Source organism: Microbacterium sp. NPDC059771, from assembly GCF_042732495.1.
In the GTDB taxonomy this organism is placed as follows: domain Bacteria; phylum Actinomycetota; class Actinomycetes; order Actinomycetales; family Microbacteriaceae; genus Microbacterium; species Microbacterium sufflavum.
Genome location: NZ_JBHWHK010000003.1, coordinates 164,842 through 180,370 on the forward strand (window position 1 = coordinate 164,842; position 15,529 = coordinate 180,370).

Sequence of the window (15,529 nt, forward strand, 5' to 3'; positions counted from 1 at the left end):
GCCGAGCCCGTCAGCCTCGGCCGGAGAAGCGGCCCCAGGGGATGTCGCGGCGCAGGGGACGCCGGAGCGGGCGCTGCGTGCGTTCCCACGCGGAGACGCGCGGCTCGTCGACCGTCGCCTCCGCCTGTTCGGTGGCGTAGGCGTCTCCGATCACGGCGATCAGGGCGGCGAGCTCTTCCTCCGTCGCCGTGCCCCGGGTGATCTCGAGCATCGGAGGGGCCGCTGCCGTGCCCTCCGCCGCAGCGTCCTGCGCCGTCACAGCGGGATGTTCCCGTGCTTCTTGGGCGGCAGCTCGGCCCTCTTGCCGCGTAGAGCGCGCAGGGCCTTCGCCACGGACACCCGAGTGTTGGCCGGCTCGATGATGCCGTCGAGCTCACCCCGCTCTGCGGCGAGGAAGGGGGATGCGACGTTGTACGTGTACTCGTTCGCGAGTCGCGTCCGGACCGCGGCGACGTCCTCCCCGGCCTCCTCGGCCTTCTTGATCTCCCCGCGGTACAGGATGTTGACGGCGCCCTGGCCGCCCATGACGGCGATCTCGGCGGTCGGCCAGGCCAGGTTCACGTCGGCACCGAGCTGCTTGGATCCCATGACGATGTAGGCGCCGCCGTACGCCTTGCGCAGGATGACCGTGACGAGCGGGACCGTCGCCTCCGCGTACGCGTACAGCAGCTTGGCGCCGCGGCGGATCACGCCGGTCCACTCCTGATCGGTGCCGGGAAGGTAGCCGGGCACGTCCACGAGCGTCACGATCGGGATGGAGAACGCGTCGCAGAACCGCACGAAGCGACTGGCCTTCTCGCCCGCCTCGATGTTGAGGGTCCCCGCCATCTGCGAGGGCTGGTTAGCGATGATGCCGACGGAACGTCCCTCGATGCGGCCGAAGCCGATCACGATGTTCGGCGCGAAGAGCGGCTGCACCTCGAGGAAGTCGCCGTCGTCGACGACGTGCTCGATGACGGTGTGGATGTCGTACGGCTGGTTGGGGGAGTCGGGGACGATCGTGTTGAGCGTGCGGTCGGCGTCGGTGGTCTCGAACTCGAACGCGCTCTCGTACGAGGGGAGCTCCGCCATGTTGTTGTCGGGCAGGAAGCCGAGGAGCGTGCGCGCGTAGTCGATCGCATCGTCCTCGTCCTCGGCGAGGTAGTGCGCCACGCCCGAACGCGTGTTGTGCGTGTAGGCGCCGCCCAGTTCCTCCATGCCGACGTCCTCGCCGGTCACGGTCTTGATCACGTCGGGACCGGTCACGAACATCTGGCTGGTCTTGTCGACCATGATGACGAAGTCGGTGAGCGCGGGGGAGTACACGGCGCCGCCCGCGGCCGGGCCCATGATGATGGAGATCTGGGGGATCACGCCGGACGCGCGGGTGTTCAGGCGGAAGATCTCGCCGTACTTCCCGAGCGCGACCACGCCCTCCTGGATGCGCGCGCCACCCGAGTCGAGGATGCCGATGCACGGCATGCCTCCGGCGAGGGCGAACTCCATGATCTTGACGATCTTCTCGCCCGCGACCTCGCCCAGCGAGCCGCCGAACGTCGAGAAGTCCTGGGAGTAGACCGCGACGGTGCGCCCGTGGATGGTGCCGACGCCCGTGACCACGGAGTCGCCGTAGGGGCGCGAGCGGTCCATGCCGAAGGCGGTCGTGCGGTGGCGCACGTACTCGTCGAACTCGACGAAGCTCCCGGGGTCGACGAGGAGTTCGATGCGCTCGCGGGCGGTCATCTTGCCCTTCGCGTGCTGCTTCTCCTTCGCCTTCGCCTCGGCGTCGACGACGGCCTCGGTGTAGCGGGCGCGGAGATCCGCGATCTTGCCGGCGGTGGTAAAGAGGTCGGGCTTGTCCGTCACGGATTCCACCCTAGCGTCGCCGTCGTCGCGTCCGTTGGATGCTCGGCACAACGGGTCGGGCGATCCTTTGGCGAGGTGCGCGCCCTGCCGTCACCGCTCGGCGGTGTCCGCACCCGGACGCTCGGGCAGGCTGTGGTCGCCCGCGCCCGCGCCCGCGCCCTCGCCCTCGCCCTCGCCCTCGTCGAGCTCCGCGACCGCGTCCCCGCGACGTCGCCCCGCGACCTCGCCCACGCGGTGGCCCACCCAGCCCGCTCCACGAGCGACCGTTCCGGCTGCGCCCGCGACCGCGTTGCCGGCGTAGCGGGCTCCGCGGAGCATGCGCAGCTCCAGCTTCTCCGCACCCGGCACCGGCTCCAGCTCCGAGGGCAGATCGACGGGGGCTGCCCCGAACGCCCGGTGTGAGGTCGTCAGCACGCGGCGGCCCAGGAGGTGGTTGCCTGCCCCGCCGATCGCCGCGCCGATACCGAACGGCATGGCTTTGCCGACGAAGGATGCGCCGCCCTTCGCCGCGAACTGCTTCACGAACATGCTCTTCAACTGGTCGACCAGCGGGCCGACGGCAGCACGAGGCAGCGACTTGGTCACGAGTTCGCCCCAGTACGCCGAGCGGCTGACCCCGCGCCCCGCGATCTGTCCCGCCAGCTGACCGACCAGGTCGACGCCCTCCTTGCCGAGCATCAACGTCATCACCAGCGCCCGCGCGCGGTCGGGGTTCCCGACAGCGATCCCATGGACCTCGGCCACCGACTGCGCGAAGAGCGCCGTCGACTCCACGAAACCGACCGTCTCCACGCCGGACAGCGCGAGTGTGACGCCGGTGCCGATCCCGGGGACCACCGCGGTCGCACCGACGGCGGCGCCGCCGGCCGTGACCGCCGCGAGGTACCGCCGCTCCAGGATGCGGATGATCTCCGCGGGCGTGGCGTGCGGGTGGCGAAGGCGGATGCTCCGGATGTGCGCCAGGACGAGCGGTCGCTGGATAGAGAGAACGCGGTCGAGGCCGCGCACCATCATCGGGTGTTCGGGTGAGCCGGTCGGCGGGATGCCTTTGTCCCACGGGGCGTCATCCGGCAGGGAGTGGATCTTGTGCACCTTGGGGGCCATGGCGCCGATCCTACGGAATTCCACCGCGAAAACACCGAGAGCCCCGGTCCGCGGGGGACAGGGGCTCTCGGTGTCGTGGAATCAGACGAAGAGGTTCGCGCGCTCCAGGTCTTCTGCGAAGTCGACCTCGACCGCGTAGAGGTCCGAGACGTCCATCGGCTCGAGCAGCAGGCCGTCTTCGGCGATCGCGAGCTCGAGGCCGCGCTCGAAGTAGTCCTGGTCCTCGACGCGCTGCAGCTGACGCATGAACGCCTTCTTCTCGCGGGACGAGATGTAGTTGATGCCGACTGCCTCGCCGAGCCCGCCCTTGACGGTCTTGGACAGCTCCTTGATGTAGCCCTCGGCCGTGACCGTGTACTTGACCTCTTCGTCGCTCACCTTGGCGGTGTTGACGGTCACGAACGACTGGTCGCGCTCGATGTACTCCACCGCGCGGCCGAGGATCATCGGGTCGAACACGACGTCGCCGTTCATCCAGAGCACCCCGCCGCGGCCGGTGGCGCCGAGCGCGCGAAGGAGGCTCTTCGACGTGTTGGTCTCGTCGTAGCGGTCGTTGTGGACGTAGTTCACGTTCGGGAACGCCTCGATGATCGTCTCGGCGCGATAGCCCACCACGGTGGTGATGCGCGCGTCAGAGCCGAAGGCGGCGCGGATGTTGTCGTGCTGCTGGCGCATGATCGTGCGGCCGTCGTTGAGCTCGGTCAGCGGCTTGGGCAGCGCGCGGCCGAGTCGAGAGCCCATGCCGGCTGCGAGGATGACGGTCTGAAGAGTCACGAGTGCTCCTAAAGGAAGTTGTGTTCACGGCCGGTTCACCGACCAGACACTTCGTCGTGCCGGGAATCATGCTAGCGATTCCGCCTGGGAAGCCCGGGGCCCAGAGGTCCCTGTTGCCATTTCGTGACCGAGTACACACGCAACGCACAGCCTCGGCAACCCCCTTGCATTCCTCCTCGCGTTGCGGTCTGCATGTCGGATTGTCGCGTGGGGCCTTGGCTGGAAGCCGCCCATTGATACCGTAGGACGGTGACTTCCTCCCCTGACGACCGCACCGCCGAGGTGGACACGAACGAGACCCCTTCGGGAACGCCCGACGCGAGTGCGTCAGCGGCGGAGAGCGCGAAGAAGGCGACCGCCGCGACCGCGGACAAGAAGCCACGTGCGCCTCGCCGCAGCACCACCACCGTGAAGAAGGCGACGGGCGGGGCGGCGGTGAAGAAGAGCGCCGACGAGAGCGGCGCGACGCCACAGCCCACGGGCGCGAAGACGGCGGCATCGAAGACGTCGGCAGCGAAGACGATTGCGTCGAAGACGTCGGCAGCGAAGACGTCAGCATCGCAAGGCGCGGGATCGAAGGCCTCGTCATCGAAGGCCACGGCATCGAAGGCTGCGGCAGCGAAGACGACGGCAGCGAAGGCCACGGCAGCGAAGACGTCAGCATCGCAAGCCGCGGGAGCGAAGGGCTCGTCATCGAAGGCCTCGTCATCGAAGGCCACGGCATCGAAGGCCACGGCATCGAAGGCTGCGGCGTCGAAGGCGGCGGCGAAGACCTCCGCATCGGCGAAGAGCGTCAGCGCAACGGCGGCACCGGCCAAGGCGGCCGCAGAAAATGCCGCCGCGTCGCTCGAGGTCGTGGTGGAGCCGACACCCAAGGGCAGCGTTGATGCTTCAGCCGTGGCGCCCGCAGCGCGCAGCGCCGATGCGGCGCGACTCGCGGCGGCGAGGAACACGGCAGCGCGCACACCCGCGCGACCCCGACAGGCCGGCGCCTCCCGGGCGGCGGCGGTGAAGAACGCGGCGGCCACGCCGACGTCCCCACGGGCGGCGACGTCCACAGCGACCGCTGCGAAGACGGCGGCGGCGAAGGCGGCGGCGGCCAAGTCGGCAGCGCCGAAGAGCACGGCGCGCTCCGCGTCGGCGAAGACGGCGGCGGCCAAGACGGCTGCCGCGAAGGCCGCAGCCGAGAAGGCCGCAGCCGAGAAGGCCGCAGCTGAGAAAGCCGCGGCTGAGAAGGCCGCAGCCGAGAAAGTCGCAGCCGAGAAAGTCGCAGCCGAGAAAGTCGCAGCCGAGATGGCGGCAGCCGAGCAGGCGACGCACGAGGGGACCGGCGAGGAGGCGGCGGCCGACGGGGCTGCCGCGCTCGAGACCGTCACGGAGACGCCCGCCGTGGACGGTGAGGGCGTCGCGATTGCGTCCGCCACCGCGGTGGCGGACGACACGGTAGCTCCGATGTCCGCCGGCTCTGTGGGTGAAGCGGCGTCCGATGATCCGGGCGCGGACACCATCGTCGCAGAGCTCGAGCCGACCGCCGAGAGCACAGCCGTTCCCGTGCCCGCCGATGCGGTGGAGCCCGTGCCGAACCCCACAGCCGACGCGCTGACGGACGACTCCGTCGTCGTCGTCGATCCGGAGACCTCGCAGGAGCCGCCGCTGCGTGCCGAGGGTTCCCGTGAGGACCAGCCGAGCACCGAGGCGATCCGCATCCGCGGCCTGGTGAAGCAGTTCGGCGACAACCGCGCCGTCGACGGCATCGACCTGTCGGTGCCCGCCGCCTCGTTCTACGGGATCGTCGGACCGAACGGTGCGGGCAAGACCACCACGCTCTCGATCGTCGCGGGGCTGCTGCGCGCCGACGAGGGGAGCGTCGTGATCTGCGGCATCGACCAGGCCGTCGACCCTCTCGCCGCCAAGCGCGTCATGGGAGTGCTTCCCGACCGCCTTCGCACCTTCGACCGCCTGACCGGCCGACAACTCCTCTACTACTACGGACTGCTTCGCGGGCTGGCGGCTGACGTCATCGAGAAGCGCGCCGCGGATCTGGCTCGCGCCTTCGATCTCGGAGACGCGCTCAACCGCGTGGTGTCGGACTACTCCGCGGGTATGACGAAGAAGATCATGCTCGCCGGTGCGATGATCCACTCGCCCCGCGTGCTGGTGCTCGACGAGCCCTTCGAGTCGGTCGACCCCGTGTCATCCGCCGTCATCCTTGACATCCTCCGCGCCTACGTCGCCCACGGGGGCACCGTGATCCTGTCGAGCCACGGCATGGACCTGGTCGAGCGGGTGTGCTCGCGTGTGGCGATCATCGTCAACGGCGAGGTGCTCGCGGAGGGGACGATCGACGAGGTCCGCGCGGGGCAGACCCTCGAATCGCGCTTCGTCGAGCTCGCGGGCTCCAGCGGCGAGGTGGAGGGGCTGGAATGGCTGCACACGTTCTCCGACTGAGGTTCGCGCTCCTCCTCGGCGCACTCCGCGGTGAACGCCGGATCCGCACGCTGCTGTCCTTCGGGGCCGTCGTCGCCGTGACGGTCGTGGTCTGCGTCGCGGTGTTCAGCCTGACCGACGCCTCCGTGCCGGTCGCCAGCGCGGTCACCGTGCTCGGCGGTGCGGCGGTGCTGCTCGGCTTCCTCGTGGGGCCGCTGCTGGTCGGGGCGGTGGACCAGCTCGACCCCCGTCGGTTCGCGGTGTTCGGCGTCGACGAGCGCCGACTGCCCTGGGTGCTCATGCTCGCCTCGCTGGTGAGCGTGCCGAGCCTCGCCCTTCTCGCCGTCTATGCCAGCGTGTGCATCGTCGCGATCGAGGCGGGCGCGCCGTGGCCACTCGCGGTGATCATGTCTCTGCTCGGCCTGTTCATCACGGCCCTGATCGCCCGGATCGGCATGGCGCTGAACGCGATGCTGCTCCCGGAGCGTCGATCGAGGGAGCTCACCGCCCTGTTCGCGCTCGCCCTGATAGTGATCGCATTCCCCGTCGCCGTGTTCCTCGGTTCGTTGCGATGGGACGGTGACGTGCCCGCGTCGATCGCGACGCTCACGTCGGTGATCGGTGTCACTCCGTTCGCTGCGGCTCCGGCCTCTGCGTTCGCCGCGGCGGCAGGAGAGACCGGGACGGCGTGGGCGAGCGGTGCCGTCGCGGTGGTCACGGCCATCGCCCTCGCCCTCGTCTGGGCGTGGTTCGTCCGTCGTCTGCTGACGACCACCGAGCGGCCCGTCACGGCACGGGAGCGCACGGGCCTCGGCTGGTTCGGCCTGCTGCCGTCCAACGCTTTCGGAGCGATCGCGTCGCGCAGCCTCGTGTACTGGCTGCGGGACCGTCGCTACATCATGAACGTGATCGTCGTGCCCGTCGCCGGGGTGCTGACGGTGCTGCCGCTCATCGTCGCCGGTGTCCCGATCGAGATCGCGGCCCTCATCCCGGTTCCGGTGATGGCGCTGTTCTTCGGCTGGCTGCCCCACAACGACATCGCCTACGACTCGACCGCGCTGTGGACGCACGTGGCGAGCGGGGTACGCGGCCTTCCCGACCGCCTCGGACGGCTCGTCCCGGTGCTCCTCGTGGCCGTCCCGGTGCTCGCGATCGCGGTGCCGCTGTCGTTGCTGCTCGTGGGGAGCTGGACCCTCCTCCTTCCGCTGGTGGGTCTCGCGGTCAGTCTTCTGCTGTGCGCCCTCGGCATCTCGAGCGTGGTGTCGGTGGTCGCACCGTACGCGGTGTCGCGACCCGGGGACAGCCCCTTCCAGCAGCCACAGCGGCCGACGTCCCACGGTGCCTACGGCCCCGCCGCGGCGTTCCTCGGATCCATCGTCCTGAGCGTGCCGACGATCTGGCTCTTCGCCGCCACGATCGTCTCCGGTTCGGCGTTCGCGCCCGCGGCGTTCTGGGTGGGGCTGTTCACCGGCGCGATCGTGCTCGTCGCCGGGGCTGTGCTCGGCGGGCGCATCTTCGAGCACAGCGGAGAGCGGCTCATGGAGTTCGTCGAGACCGCGTGACGGCCGCCCACCGGCCCCACGACGCGGCTAGAATCGCGGAATGAGTACTCCGCTGGACAGCCCCGATCAGGGCGGCGTGGCAACGCTTGATCGCGAACTGGAAGAGCTCCTCCGGGAGGAGAACCTCGAACCGGGCGACCACGAGCGCTTCTCGCACTACGTGAAGAAGGACAAGATCCTCGAGTCCGCGATCACCGGGAAGCCGGTGCGCGCCCTCTGCGGCAAGAAGTGGACGCCGGGCCGCGATCCGGAGAAGTTCCCGATCTGCCCGACGTGCAAGGAGATCTACGAGTCGATGGTCGGCTGACCTCAGTCGGCCTCGAGGTAGACGGTCGGGATCGCCGGGTCGGACTTGCTGAGCGCCAGGGCGCGCACCGGCAGCTCCTCGCGCACGCGAAGGTGATGTGCGCGGGCGGCCGCCGTCCCGGCGACACCCTCGTGCGCGGTGTCGATGTCGCCGTCCTCGACGAGAGTGACCTGGAGCGGTCGGCCGTCCACGTGCTCAGCGGGTGTGTCGAGTTCCTCGAACCCGTCGGACACGACGACGGTCTCCGCCGTCGCGACGCCGTCGGACAGCGTCCGGAACGCTGCCTTCCGCCCCCCGAACGACGCCTTGTCGGCGGAGGCCTTGGCCACCCCGATCCAGGCTCCGTCGGCATCCTGCCGCGCGACCAGCTTGTACACCATGCTCGCAGTGGGGTAGCCGGACCCGGTCACGACCGAGGTGCCGACGCCGTACGCGTCGACGGGTGACGCGGCGAGAGCGGCGATCGCGTACTCGTCGAGGTCGCTGGTGACGGTGATGCGCGTGCCCGTCGCTCCCAGCTCGTCCAGCTGTGCGCGGACCTCGGCGGCCACGATCGGCAGGTCACCGGAGTCGATCCGGACGCCGCCCAGCTCGGTTCCTGCCACGCGGATCGCCGTCTCGACGCCGCTGCGGATGTCGTACGTGTCGACCAGCAGGGTGGTGTCGACGCCCATGCTCGCGACCTGGGCGCGGAAGGCGTCCTCCTCGGAGTCATGCAGCAGCGTCCAGGAGTGCGCCGCCGTGCCCATCGTGGGGATGCCCCACGTGCGGCCGGCCTCCAGGTTGCTCGTGGCGGTGAAACCCGCGATGTAGGCGGCGCGGGCCGCGGCGACGGCGGAGCGCTCGGCCGCACGGCGAGATCCCATCTCGGCCAGCGGTCGCTCACCGGCCGCGATGCTCATGCGCGCCGCGGCCGTCGCGACCGCGGAGTCGTGGTTGAGCACGCTCAGCGCGAGGGTCTCCAGGACGACGGCATCCGCGAAGGATCCCTCCACCGTGAGGATGGGGGAGCCGGGGAAGTAGAGCTCGCCCTCGCGGTACCCGCGGACCGAGCCCGTGAAGCGGTAACGCTCGAGGTGGGAGAGCGTCTCGGTGTCGACGACCTGCTCGTCGCGCAGGAAGCGCAGCTCGTCGTCGCCGAACCGGAAGTCGCGGAGCAGGCTCAGCAGGCGCCCGGTGCCCGCGACGACGCCGAAGCGCCGGCCGCCGGACAGCCGACGCGAGAACAGCTCGAACACGCTCGGACGGAACGCGGTGCCGTCCCGGAGCGAGGCGGCGAGCATCGTGAGCTCGTAACGGTCGGTGAGCAGCGCCGTCGACGTGGTCATCCGCCCAGCATAGTGAGCCGCGATACGCGGGCCCTGCCGCGCGCGGGTAGGCTGGGGAGTCATGAATGACGCGCCGATCGGGATCTTCGACTCCGGTGTCGGCGGGCTCACGGTGGCCAGGGCCATCCGCGCCCAGCTGCCCAGAGAATCCTTCGTCTACATCGGCGACACCGCGCACTCGCCCTACGGCCCGAAGCCGATCGCCGACGTGCGCCGCTACGCTCTCGAGGTGCTCGACACCCTGGTCGACCAGGGCGTGAAGATGCTCGTGATCGCCTGCAACACGGCCTCGGCGGCGATGCTGCGCGATGCGCGCGAGCGCTACGACGTCCCGGTGGTGGAGGTCATCGGCCCCGCGGTGCGCCGAGCCGTCTCGACCACGCGCAACGGCCGGGTCGGCGTGATCGGCACGGTCGGCACGATCGGCTCCCGCGCGTACCAGGACATGCTCGAGGTGAACGAGCGCCTGCAGGTCTTCACGGCCGCCTGTCCGCGGTTCGTCGAGTTCGTTGAGGCCGGGGTCACCGGAACCCCGGAGGTGCTCGCCGTCGCGGAGGAGTACCTCGCGCCGCTGCGAGAGGCCGACGTGGACACGCTCGTCCTCGGCTGCACGCACTACCCGTTCCTCCGGGGTGCCATCAGCTACGTGATGGGCGAAGGCGTGACCCTCGTGTCGAGCGATGACGAGACGGCCGGCGACGTCTACCGTCAGCTCGTGCGCGGCGATCTGCTGGCCCCTGCGGATGCCACCGCCACCTACGTCTACGAGGCGACGGGCGACTCGGCCGACGATTTCACCGCGCTCGCCAACCGGCTGATGGGCCGCGAGGTGCGCGACGTGCAGCTCGTCCACACCGGCGTCATCACCCTCCCCGACCCCGCGCTCGACGCGCGCTGATCCGCTCGCCCGTCCCGAACCGAGAGAAGCCCATGACCGACATCGTCCGTGCCGACGGCCGTTCCGCCTCGCAGCTGCGCGAGATCACCATCGAGCGCGGCTGGAGCGCGCAGGCCGAGGGATCGGCCCTGATCAGCTTCGGGGGCACCAAGGTGCTGTGCACCGCCTCGTTCACGAACGGCGTGCCGCGCTGGCTCACCGGCAAGGGCAAGGGCTGGGTGACGGCGGAGTACGCGATGCTCCCGCGCGCGACCAACAGCCGCAACGACCGCGAGAGCGTGAAGGGTCGCATCGGCGGTCGCACGCACGAGATCTCGCGGCTCATCGGCCGTGCCCTGCGCGCCGTGGTCGACACCAAGGCGCTCGGCGAGAACACGATCGTGATCGACTGCGACGTGCTGCAGGCCGACGGCGGCACCCGCACGGCGGCCATCACGGGCGCCTACGTCGCCCTTGCCGACGCCATCGAGTGGGGCCGCGAGAAGAAGTTCATCGGGCGCAACTCGACGCCGCTGCTCGACTCGGTCGCGGCGGTGTCGGTCGGGATCGTCGACGGCGAGCCCCTGCTCGACCTCGCGTACGTCGAGGACGTGCGCGCCGAGACCGACATGAACGTGGTCGTGACCGGTCGCGGCCTGTTCGTCGAGGTGCAGGGCACCGCCGAGGGGGCGCCGTTCGACAAGCGCGAGCTCGACGCGCTCCTGGAGCTGGGACTCGCGGGCTGCGAAGACCTGAAGGCGCGGCAGCTCGCGGCGCTGGCGGGGGAGTGACCGTGCGCGTCGTCCTGGCGACCCACAACCCGCACAAGGTCGAGGAGTTCCAGCAGATCGTCGCCCAGGCCAGGCCCGACCTGGAGGTGGTCGGCTATGACGGCCCCGAGCCCGTGGAGGACGGCGTGACCTTCGCGGAGAACGCGCTGCTCAAGGCCAGGGCGGCAGCCGCGCACACCGGGCTTCCGGCGCTCGCCGACGACTCGGGCATCTGCGTGGACGTGCTCGGCGGATCACCCGGTGTGTTCTCCGCGTACTGGGCCGGACAGAAGAAGGACGCGGTGGCGAACCGGGAGCTGCTGCTCGACCAGCTCCGCGACATTGCCGACCCGCACCGAGCCGCACACTTCACGTCGACGATCGCGCTCGTGGTCCCGGGTGGGGCCGAGCACGTGGTCGAGGGGATCTGGCCGGGACGGCTCGCGCACGCGGCGTCCGGCGACGGCGGCTTCGGCTACGACCCCGTGTTCGTCCCGGACGGCCAGGACGCGGGAGCCGAGCGCACGGTCGGGGAGTTCACCGCCGAGGAGAAGCAGGCGCAGTCGCACCGCGCCCGCGCCTTCACCGCCCTGATGCCCCTGCTCGCAGGACTCTGACCTGGGCGGTCGCGGAGAAGTCCTGCTGACGGTGAGAATCGTTACCCTTCCCGACTAGCCAGGATCGGCCGTTCCGGGGCGATCCCCGGTCTAGCCTGGAGGCATGCACGATCACGCGCCCGCGCCCGGCGGTCTCCGCTCGGCGAGCAGCAGACGCCTGCTCGCCATCTCGTTGACGCTGACCGCCACGGTCATGATCGTGCAGGTGGTCGGCGCTCTGCTCACCGGATCGCTGGCGCTGCTCGCCGACGCGGCCCACATGTTCACCGACGCCTCCGCGCTCGTGATCGCGCTCATCGCGGCCACCGTCGCCGCCCGACCCGCGGACGACCGTCGGACGTTCGGCTACCAGCGCGCCGAGGTGTTCGGCGCGCTGATCAACGCGGTGATCCTGATCGCGCTGGCCACCGTGGTGGCCGTCCAGGGGGTCGAGCGCCTGCTGAATCCGAACACGGTGGAGGTCGCCGGCGGTCTCATGCTCGTCGTCGCGGTCGTCGGCCTGGTGGCCAACGCCGTGTCGATGTGGCTGCTCAGCCGAGCCCAGAAGACCAGCATCAACGTGCGCGGGGCCTACCTGGAGGTGATGGGAGACCTGCTGGGCTCGCTGGCCGTCATCGTCGCGGCCGCCGTGATCCTGCTCACGGGCTGGATGCCGGCCGACGCCATCGCCTCGCTGTTCATCGCGGCCATGATCATCCCGCGGGCGATCTCGCTGTTGCGCGAGGTCTTCTCGGTGCTGTCCGAATCGGCTCCGAAGGGCACGGCCGTCAGCGAGATCCGCACACACCTGCTCGGCTATGCAGGGGTGGTCGGCGTGCACGACGTGCACGTGTGGCAGCTCACGCGCGGAGCCCCGGTGTTCACCGCCCACGTGAGTGTGGAGCCCGCGCTCCTGGCGGACGGGCGCTCCGCCGCTCTCCTCGCCGAGATGCAGTCGTGCCTCGCCGACCACTTCGACGTGGCGCACTCCACCTTCCAGATCGAGCCAGCCGAGCAGTCGGACTGCGAGCCGCACCACGCGTGACGCGGCGGGCGGCGCTCACTCCTCGACGGTGATCTCGTCGGGGGTCTTGTCCGGCCGGAGGCCCCGCCACCGCGCGTGACGCAGGATGCCGTCCGGTGTCCAGTTGCCGAACTCGACCTCGCCCACGAGCTCCGGTCGCACCCACAGCGCGTCCGAGGCGTCGGGCCTCGGCACGCCGTCGAGCGGCGGAGCGGACACCCGCAGCGGCTCGAGGCGCGCCATCAGCTCGCGGAGCATCCGGTCGCTGAACCCCGTGCCGACCCGTCCCACGTAGCGCAGTTCTCCCTCGTCGGGCACGGCCAGCAGCAGGGACCCGAGCGTGCCGTCGCGTTCGCCCTTGCCCGGACGGATGCCCACGATCACGGCCTCCTGCATGCGCGTGTTCTTCAGCTTGAGCCAGGACGGTGAGCGGACGCCGGGGCGGTAGCGGGACGCGGGGTCCTTGACCACGACGCCCTCAAGACCGAACTCGTCGCTCGCGCCGAGGGCCGCGTCCACGTCGTCGAACACCGGCGGCACCTGGACCGGCGCCTCGAGGTCGGCGACCAGGTCTTCCAGCAGCGTGCGGCGTTCGCGCAGCGGCATGCCCGTGAGGTCGTGCCCGTCGAGCCGGAGCAGGTCGAACAGCATGTAGACGACGGGCGTGCGCACCACCTCGCGCTCGATCTCGCGCGGGCGGGTCAGGTGCATCCGGTTCTGCAACAGGGAGAAGCTCGGCCGTGCGTGGGCGTCGAACGCGACGATCTCCCCGTCGACGATCGCCTCGTCGACCGGGAGGAACGGCGCCCCGTCGGCCGTGAGCTCGGGGTATCGCGCGGTGATGTCGGTGCCGCGCCGGGCGTGGAGCAGCATACGGCCGTCGCGCCAGGTGCCGATCGCCCGGATCCCGTCCCACTTCACCTCGACCCACGACGGGGAGCTGAGGCCCCGAGCGAGCGCCGGCGTGCCGGTCTCGGCGAGCATCGGGTCGAGCGAGGGCAGTGTGGTGCCCGCGGTGGGCGCGGCGGCGGTGGCCAGCGGGCGCCGCTTGCGGGCGGGGGACTCGGCCGGCCGGGATGTGGCGGCGACCGCGGACTCGCGCGCGGGAGGCGCCGCGACCGGAGCGGCGGTGTGGGTGGACGGGTGGAGCGATGCGAGCGGATCGATACCCGAGGCGGCCCGTGCCAGCACCTCGTCGAGTTCGAGGTGCGCGAGCCCCGGATCGTCGAGCTCGTCCCACGTGCGCGGCGCCGCGACCCACGGCCGCTCGCGCCCCCGCAGCGAGTACGGCGAGATCGTGGTCTTCTTGGCGTTGTTCTGGCTCCAGTCGAGGAACACGCGCCCGCCGCGGACGGCCTTCGACATCACGCTGGTGGCGAGGTCGGGGTGCTCGTTCTCGATGATGCGGGCGAGCTCCTTCACGACCGCGGAGACCTCGGCGCTTGTCTGTTCCCCTGGCAGGGCGGCGTAGAGGTGGATGCCCTTGCTGCCGCTGGTCACCGGGAGCGGATCGAGCCCCATGCCCTGCAGGAGCACCCGGGCCAGGCGGGCGACCTCGGCGCACTCGGGCAGTCCGACGCCCGGACCGGGATCGAGGTCGAGCACCAGGCGGTCGGGGCGTCCGGGCAGACCGTCCGCCGTGAACCGCCACTGCGGCACGTGCAGCTCGATCGCGGCCACCTGGGCGAGCCACACCAGCGTCGGCACGTCGTCGACCAGCGGATACTCCTTCGGTCCGTCGGAGTGCTGGATGGCCTGGCGGGCGATCCACTCCGGGGCGCCGGGTTCGAGCTGCTTCGTGAAGAACGCGTCGGCCGGGGCCTCTGCGGTCCCCACCCCCTCTACCCAGCGCTTCCGGGTGACGGGGCGACCGTGCAGGAGCGGCAGCAGCTGCGGCGCGATCGCGGTGTAGTAGGCGATGATCTCGCCCTTGGTGGTGCCGGTGGCGGGGTACACGATCTTGTCGAGGTTCGTGACGCGCAGCCGTCGGCCGTCGATCTGCACGACCTGCGCCTCTCCCACCATGGGGCCCAGCGTAGTCAAGGGCTGGTCGTGACAGGTGGGGCTGGTGTCTACTGGTGGGATGAGGACCATCTGGAAGGGCGCGCTGACGTTCGGGCTCGTGAACGTCCCGGTCAAGGTGTACTCGGCGACGGAGGACCACGACGTGCCGCTGCATCAGGTGCACGACAAGGACGGCGGGCGCATCCGCTATCAGCGCACGTGCGAGGTGTGCGGCGAGACCGTCGCGTACTCCGACATCGACCGCGCCTACGTGGAGGACGGACAGACGGTCGTGCTCACCAAGGACGACCTCGCGGCCCTCCCGGCGGAGAAGAGCCGGGAGATCGACGTGGTCGAGTTCGTGCCGTCCGACCAGGTCGACCCGCTCACGCTCGACAAGCCCTACTACCTCGAGCCGGATTCGAAGTCGCCCAAGGCGTACGTGCTGCTGCGCAAGACGCTCGAGCAGACCGACCGCACGGCGATCGTGCGCTTCACCCTGCGGCAGAAGACGCGACTCGCGGCGCTGCGCGTGCGGGGCAAGGTGCTGGTGCTGCAGACGCTGCTCTGGTCGGACGAGGTGCGCGAGGCGGAGTTCCCCTCGCTCGACGAGGACGTGCGGATCTCGAAGAAGGAGCTCGAGCTGTCGTCCTCCCTGGTCGACAGCTACTCCGCCGACTTCGACCCCGAGGAGTTCGTCGACGAGTACCAGAAGGAGCTCCGGACCCTGATCGACGCGAAGATCGACGCGGGGGAGACCTTCGATGTCGCGGAGACCTTCGGAGACACCGAGAAGGCGGCGGACGGCGGCGAGGTGATCGACCTCATGGAGGCCCTGCGGGCGAGCGTGGCGCGGTCGAAGGAGAAGCGCGCGAAGAGCGCCGGCTGACCGTGCCGGACCCGGTGGACCG

15 protein-coding genes are annotated in these 15,529 nt (G+C 70.5%); 8 read left to right on the plus strand and 7 right to left on the minus strand.

Annotated features, from left to right (window positions below; genetic code table 11):
- Positions 1-10: 10 nt before the first annotated feature.
- From ACFV3I_RS18100 to ACFV3I_RS18120, 5 genes are all read right to left on the minus strand, one after another.
- Entirely contained in the window at positions 11-259 is a 249-nt protein-coding gene (locus ACFV3I_RS18100; protein WP_206253146.1) for an acyl-CoA carboxylase subunit epsilon, read from the minus strand.
- Positions 256-1,845: an acyl-CoA carboxylase subunit beta gene (locus ACFV3I_RS18105; protein WP_206253148.1), complete on the minus strand. Its 1,590-nt coding sequence runs from the start codon at positions 1,843-1,845 to the stop codon at positions 256-258. Before ACFV3I_RS18105 ends, ACFV3I_RS18100 begins: the two co-directional genes overlap by 4 nt.
- 90 nt (positions 1,846-1,935) lie before the next feature.
- Complete coding sequence (locus tag ACFV3I_RS18110; protein ID WP_378823898.1) at positions 1,936-2,949, minus strand: hypothetical protein; 1,014 nt, start codon at positions 2,947-2,949, stop codon at positions 1,936-1,938.
- Positions 2,950-3,030: 81 nt separating this feature from the next.
- Positions 3,031-3,723, minus strand: a complete 693-nt coding sequence (locus ACFV3I_RS18115) for an NTP transferase domain-containing protein (RefSeq protein ID WP_136030312.1) — start codon at positions 3,721-3,723, stop codon at positions 3,031-3,033.
- Between the two features lie 71 nt (positions 3,724-3,794).
- Entirely contained in the window at positions 3,795-4,883 is a 1,089-nt protein-coding gene (locus ACFV3I_RS18120) for a hypothetical protein (RefSeq protein WP_378823900.1), read from the minus strand.
- A 133-nt stretch (positions 4,884-5,016) separates the two neighbouring features.
- Between ACFV3I_RS18120 and ACFV3I_RS18125 the strand changes: the two genes are divergently transcribed.
- From ACFV3I_RS18125 to ACFV3I_RS18135, 3 genes are read left to right on the plus strand one after another with little or no spacing between them, the layout of a single operon-like run.
- Complete coding sequence (locus ACFV3I_RS18125; protein WP_308194378.1) at positions 5,017-6,171, plus strand: ATP-binding cassette domain-containing protein; 1,155 nt, start codon at positions 5,017-5,019, stop codon at positions 6,169-6,171.
- Positions 6,147-7,712 carry a hypothetical protein gene (locus tag ACFV3I_RS18130; RefSeq protein ID WP_136030619.1) on the plus strand — a complete coding sequence of 522 codons (1,566 nt, stop codon included), beginning with the start codon at positions 6,147-6,149 and terminating at the stop codon, positions 7,710-7,712. The genes ACFV3I_RS18125 and ACFV3I_RS18130 overlap by 25 nt, the downstream gene beginning before the upstream one ends.
- A gap of 40 nt (positions 7,713-7,752) precedes the next feature.
- A complete protein-coding gene (locus tag ACFV3I_RS18135) occupies positions 7,753-8,019 on the plus strand; it encodes a DUF3039 domain-containing protein (RefSeq protein ID WP_028503536.1) in 267 nt (88 codons plus the stop codon).
- A gap of 2 nt (positions 8,020-8,021) precedes the next feature.
- Here ACFV3I_RS18135 and ACFV3I_RS18140 read toward each other — a convergent pair whose 3' ends face one another.
- Positions 8,022-9,347, minus strand: a complete 1,326-nt coding sequence (locus tag ACFV3I_RS18140) for a nicotinate phosphoribosyltransferase (RefSeq protein WP_247639035.1) — start codon at positions 9,345-9,347, stop codon at positions 8,022-8,024.
- A gap of 61 nt (positions 9,348-9,408) precedes the next feature.
- On the opposite strand from ACFV3I_RS18140, the gene murI reads away from it, so the two are divergent.
- From murI to ACFV3I_RS18160, 4 genes are all read left to right on the plus strand, one after another.
- Complete coding sequence (gene murI, locus ACFV3I_RS18145; RefSeq protein ID WP_136030623.1) at positions 9,409-10,245, plus strand: glutamate racemase; 837 nt, start codon at positions 9,409-9,411, stop codon at positions 10,243-10,245.
- Positions 10,246-10,277: 32 nt separating this feature from the next.
- Positions 10,278-11,015, plus strand: coding sequence for a ribonuclease PH (gene rph / locus ACFV3I_RS18150; RefSeq protein WP_136030625.1), 738 nt, complete (start codon positions 10,278-10,280; stop codon positions 11,013-11,015).
- Positions 11,012-11,611: an RdgB/HAM1 family non-canonical purine NTP pyrophosphatase gene (gene rdgB / locus ACFV3I_RS18155; RefSeq protein ID WP_136030627.1), complete on the plus strand. Its 600-nt coding sequence runs from the start codon at positions 11,012-11,014 to the stop codon at positions 11,609-11,611. Before rph ends, rdgB begins: the two co-directional genes overlap by 4 nt.
- A gap of 103 nt (positions 11,612-11,714) precedes the next feature.
- Positions 11,715-12,635: a cation diffusion facilitator family transporter gene (locus ACFV3I_RS18160; RefSeq protein WP_378803926.1), complete on the plus strand. Its 921-nt coding sequence runs from the start codon at positions 11,715-11,717 to the stop codon at positions 12,633-12,635.
- Between the two features lie 15 nt (positions 12,636-12,650).
- Here ACFV3I_RS18160 and ligD read toward each other — a convergent pair whose 3' ends face one another.
- A complete protein-coding gene (ligD, locus tag ACFV3I_RS18165) occupies positions 12,651-14,639 on the minus strand; it encodes a non-homologous end-joining DNA ligase (protein ID WP_247639032.1) in 1,989 nt (662 codons plus the stop codon).
- 58 nt (positions 14,640-14,697) lie between these two features.
- On the opposite strand from ligD, the gene ACFV3I_RS18170 reads away from it, so the two are divergent.
- Positions 14,698-15,507 carry a Ku protein gene (locus ACFV3I_RS18170; RefSeq protein ID WP_136030633.1) on the plus strand — a complete coding sequence of 270 codons (810 nt, stop codon included), beginning with the start codon at positions 14,698-14,700 and terminating at the stop codon, positions 15,505-15,507.
- Positions 15,508-15,529 lie beyond the last annotated feature (22 nt).

Excerpts from the sequence above, each read along its gene's own strand:
- ACFV3I_RS18110 (WP_378823898.1), bottom strand. The coding sequence starts at position 2,949 with ATGGCCCCCAAGGTGCACAAGATCCACTCCCTGCCGGATGACGCCCCG.
- ACFV3I_RS18125 (WP_308194378.1), top strand. The coding sequence starts at position 5,017 with ATGGCGGCAGCCGAGCAGGCGACGCACGAGGGGACCGGCGAGGAGGCG.
- ACFV3I_RS18130 (WP_136030619.1), top strand. The coding sequence starts at position 6,147 with ATGGCTGCACACGTTCTCCGACTGAGGTTCGCGCTCCTCCTCGGCGCA.
- ACFV3I_RS18135 (WP_028503536.1), top strand. The coding sequence starts at position 7,753 with ATGAGTACTCCGCTGGACAGCCCCGATCAGGGCGGCGTGGCAACGCTT.
- ACFV3I_RS18140 (WP_247639035.1), bottom strand. The coding sequence starts at position 9,347 with ATGACCACGTCGACGGCGCTGCTCACCGACCGTTACGAGCTCACGATG.
- murI (WP_136030623.1), top strand. The coding sequence starts at position 9,409 with ATGAATGACGCGCCGATCGGGATCTTCGACTCCGGTGTCGGCGGGCTC.
- rph (WP_136030625.1), top strand. The coding sequence starts at position 10,278 with ATGACCGACATCGTCCGTGCCGACGGCCGTTCCGCCTCGCAGCTGCGC.
- ACFV3I_RS18160 (WP_378803926.1), top strand. The coding sequence starts at position 11,715 with ATGCACGATCACGCGCCCGCGCCCGGCGGTCTCCGCTCGGCGAGCAGC.
- ligD (WP_247639032.1), bottom strand. The coding sequence starts at position 14,639 with ATGGTGGGAGAGGCGCAGGTCGTGCAGATCGACGGCCGACGGCTGCGC.
- ACFV3I_RS18170 (WP_136030633.1), top strand. The coding sequence starts at position 14,698 with ATGAGGACCATCTGGAAGGGCGCGCTGACGTTCGGGCTCGTGAACGTC.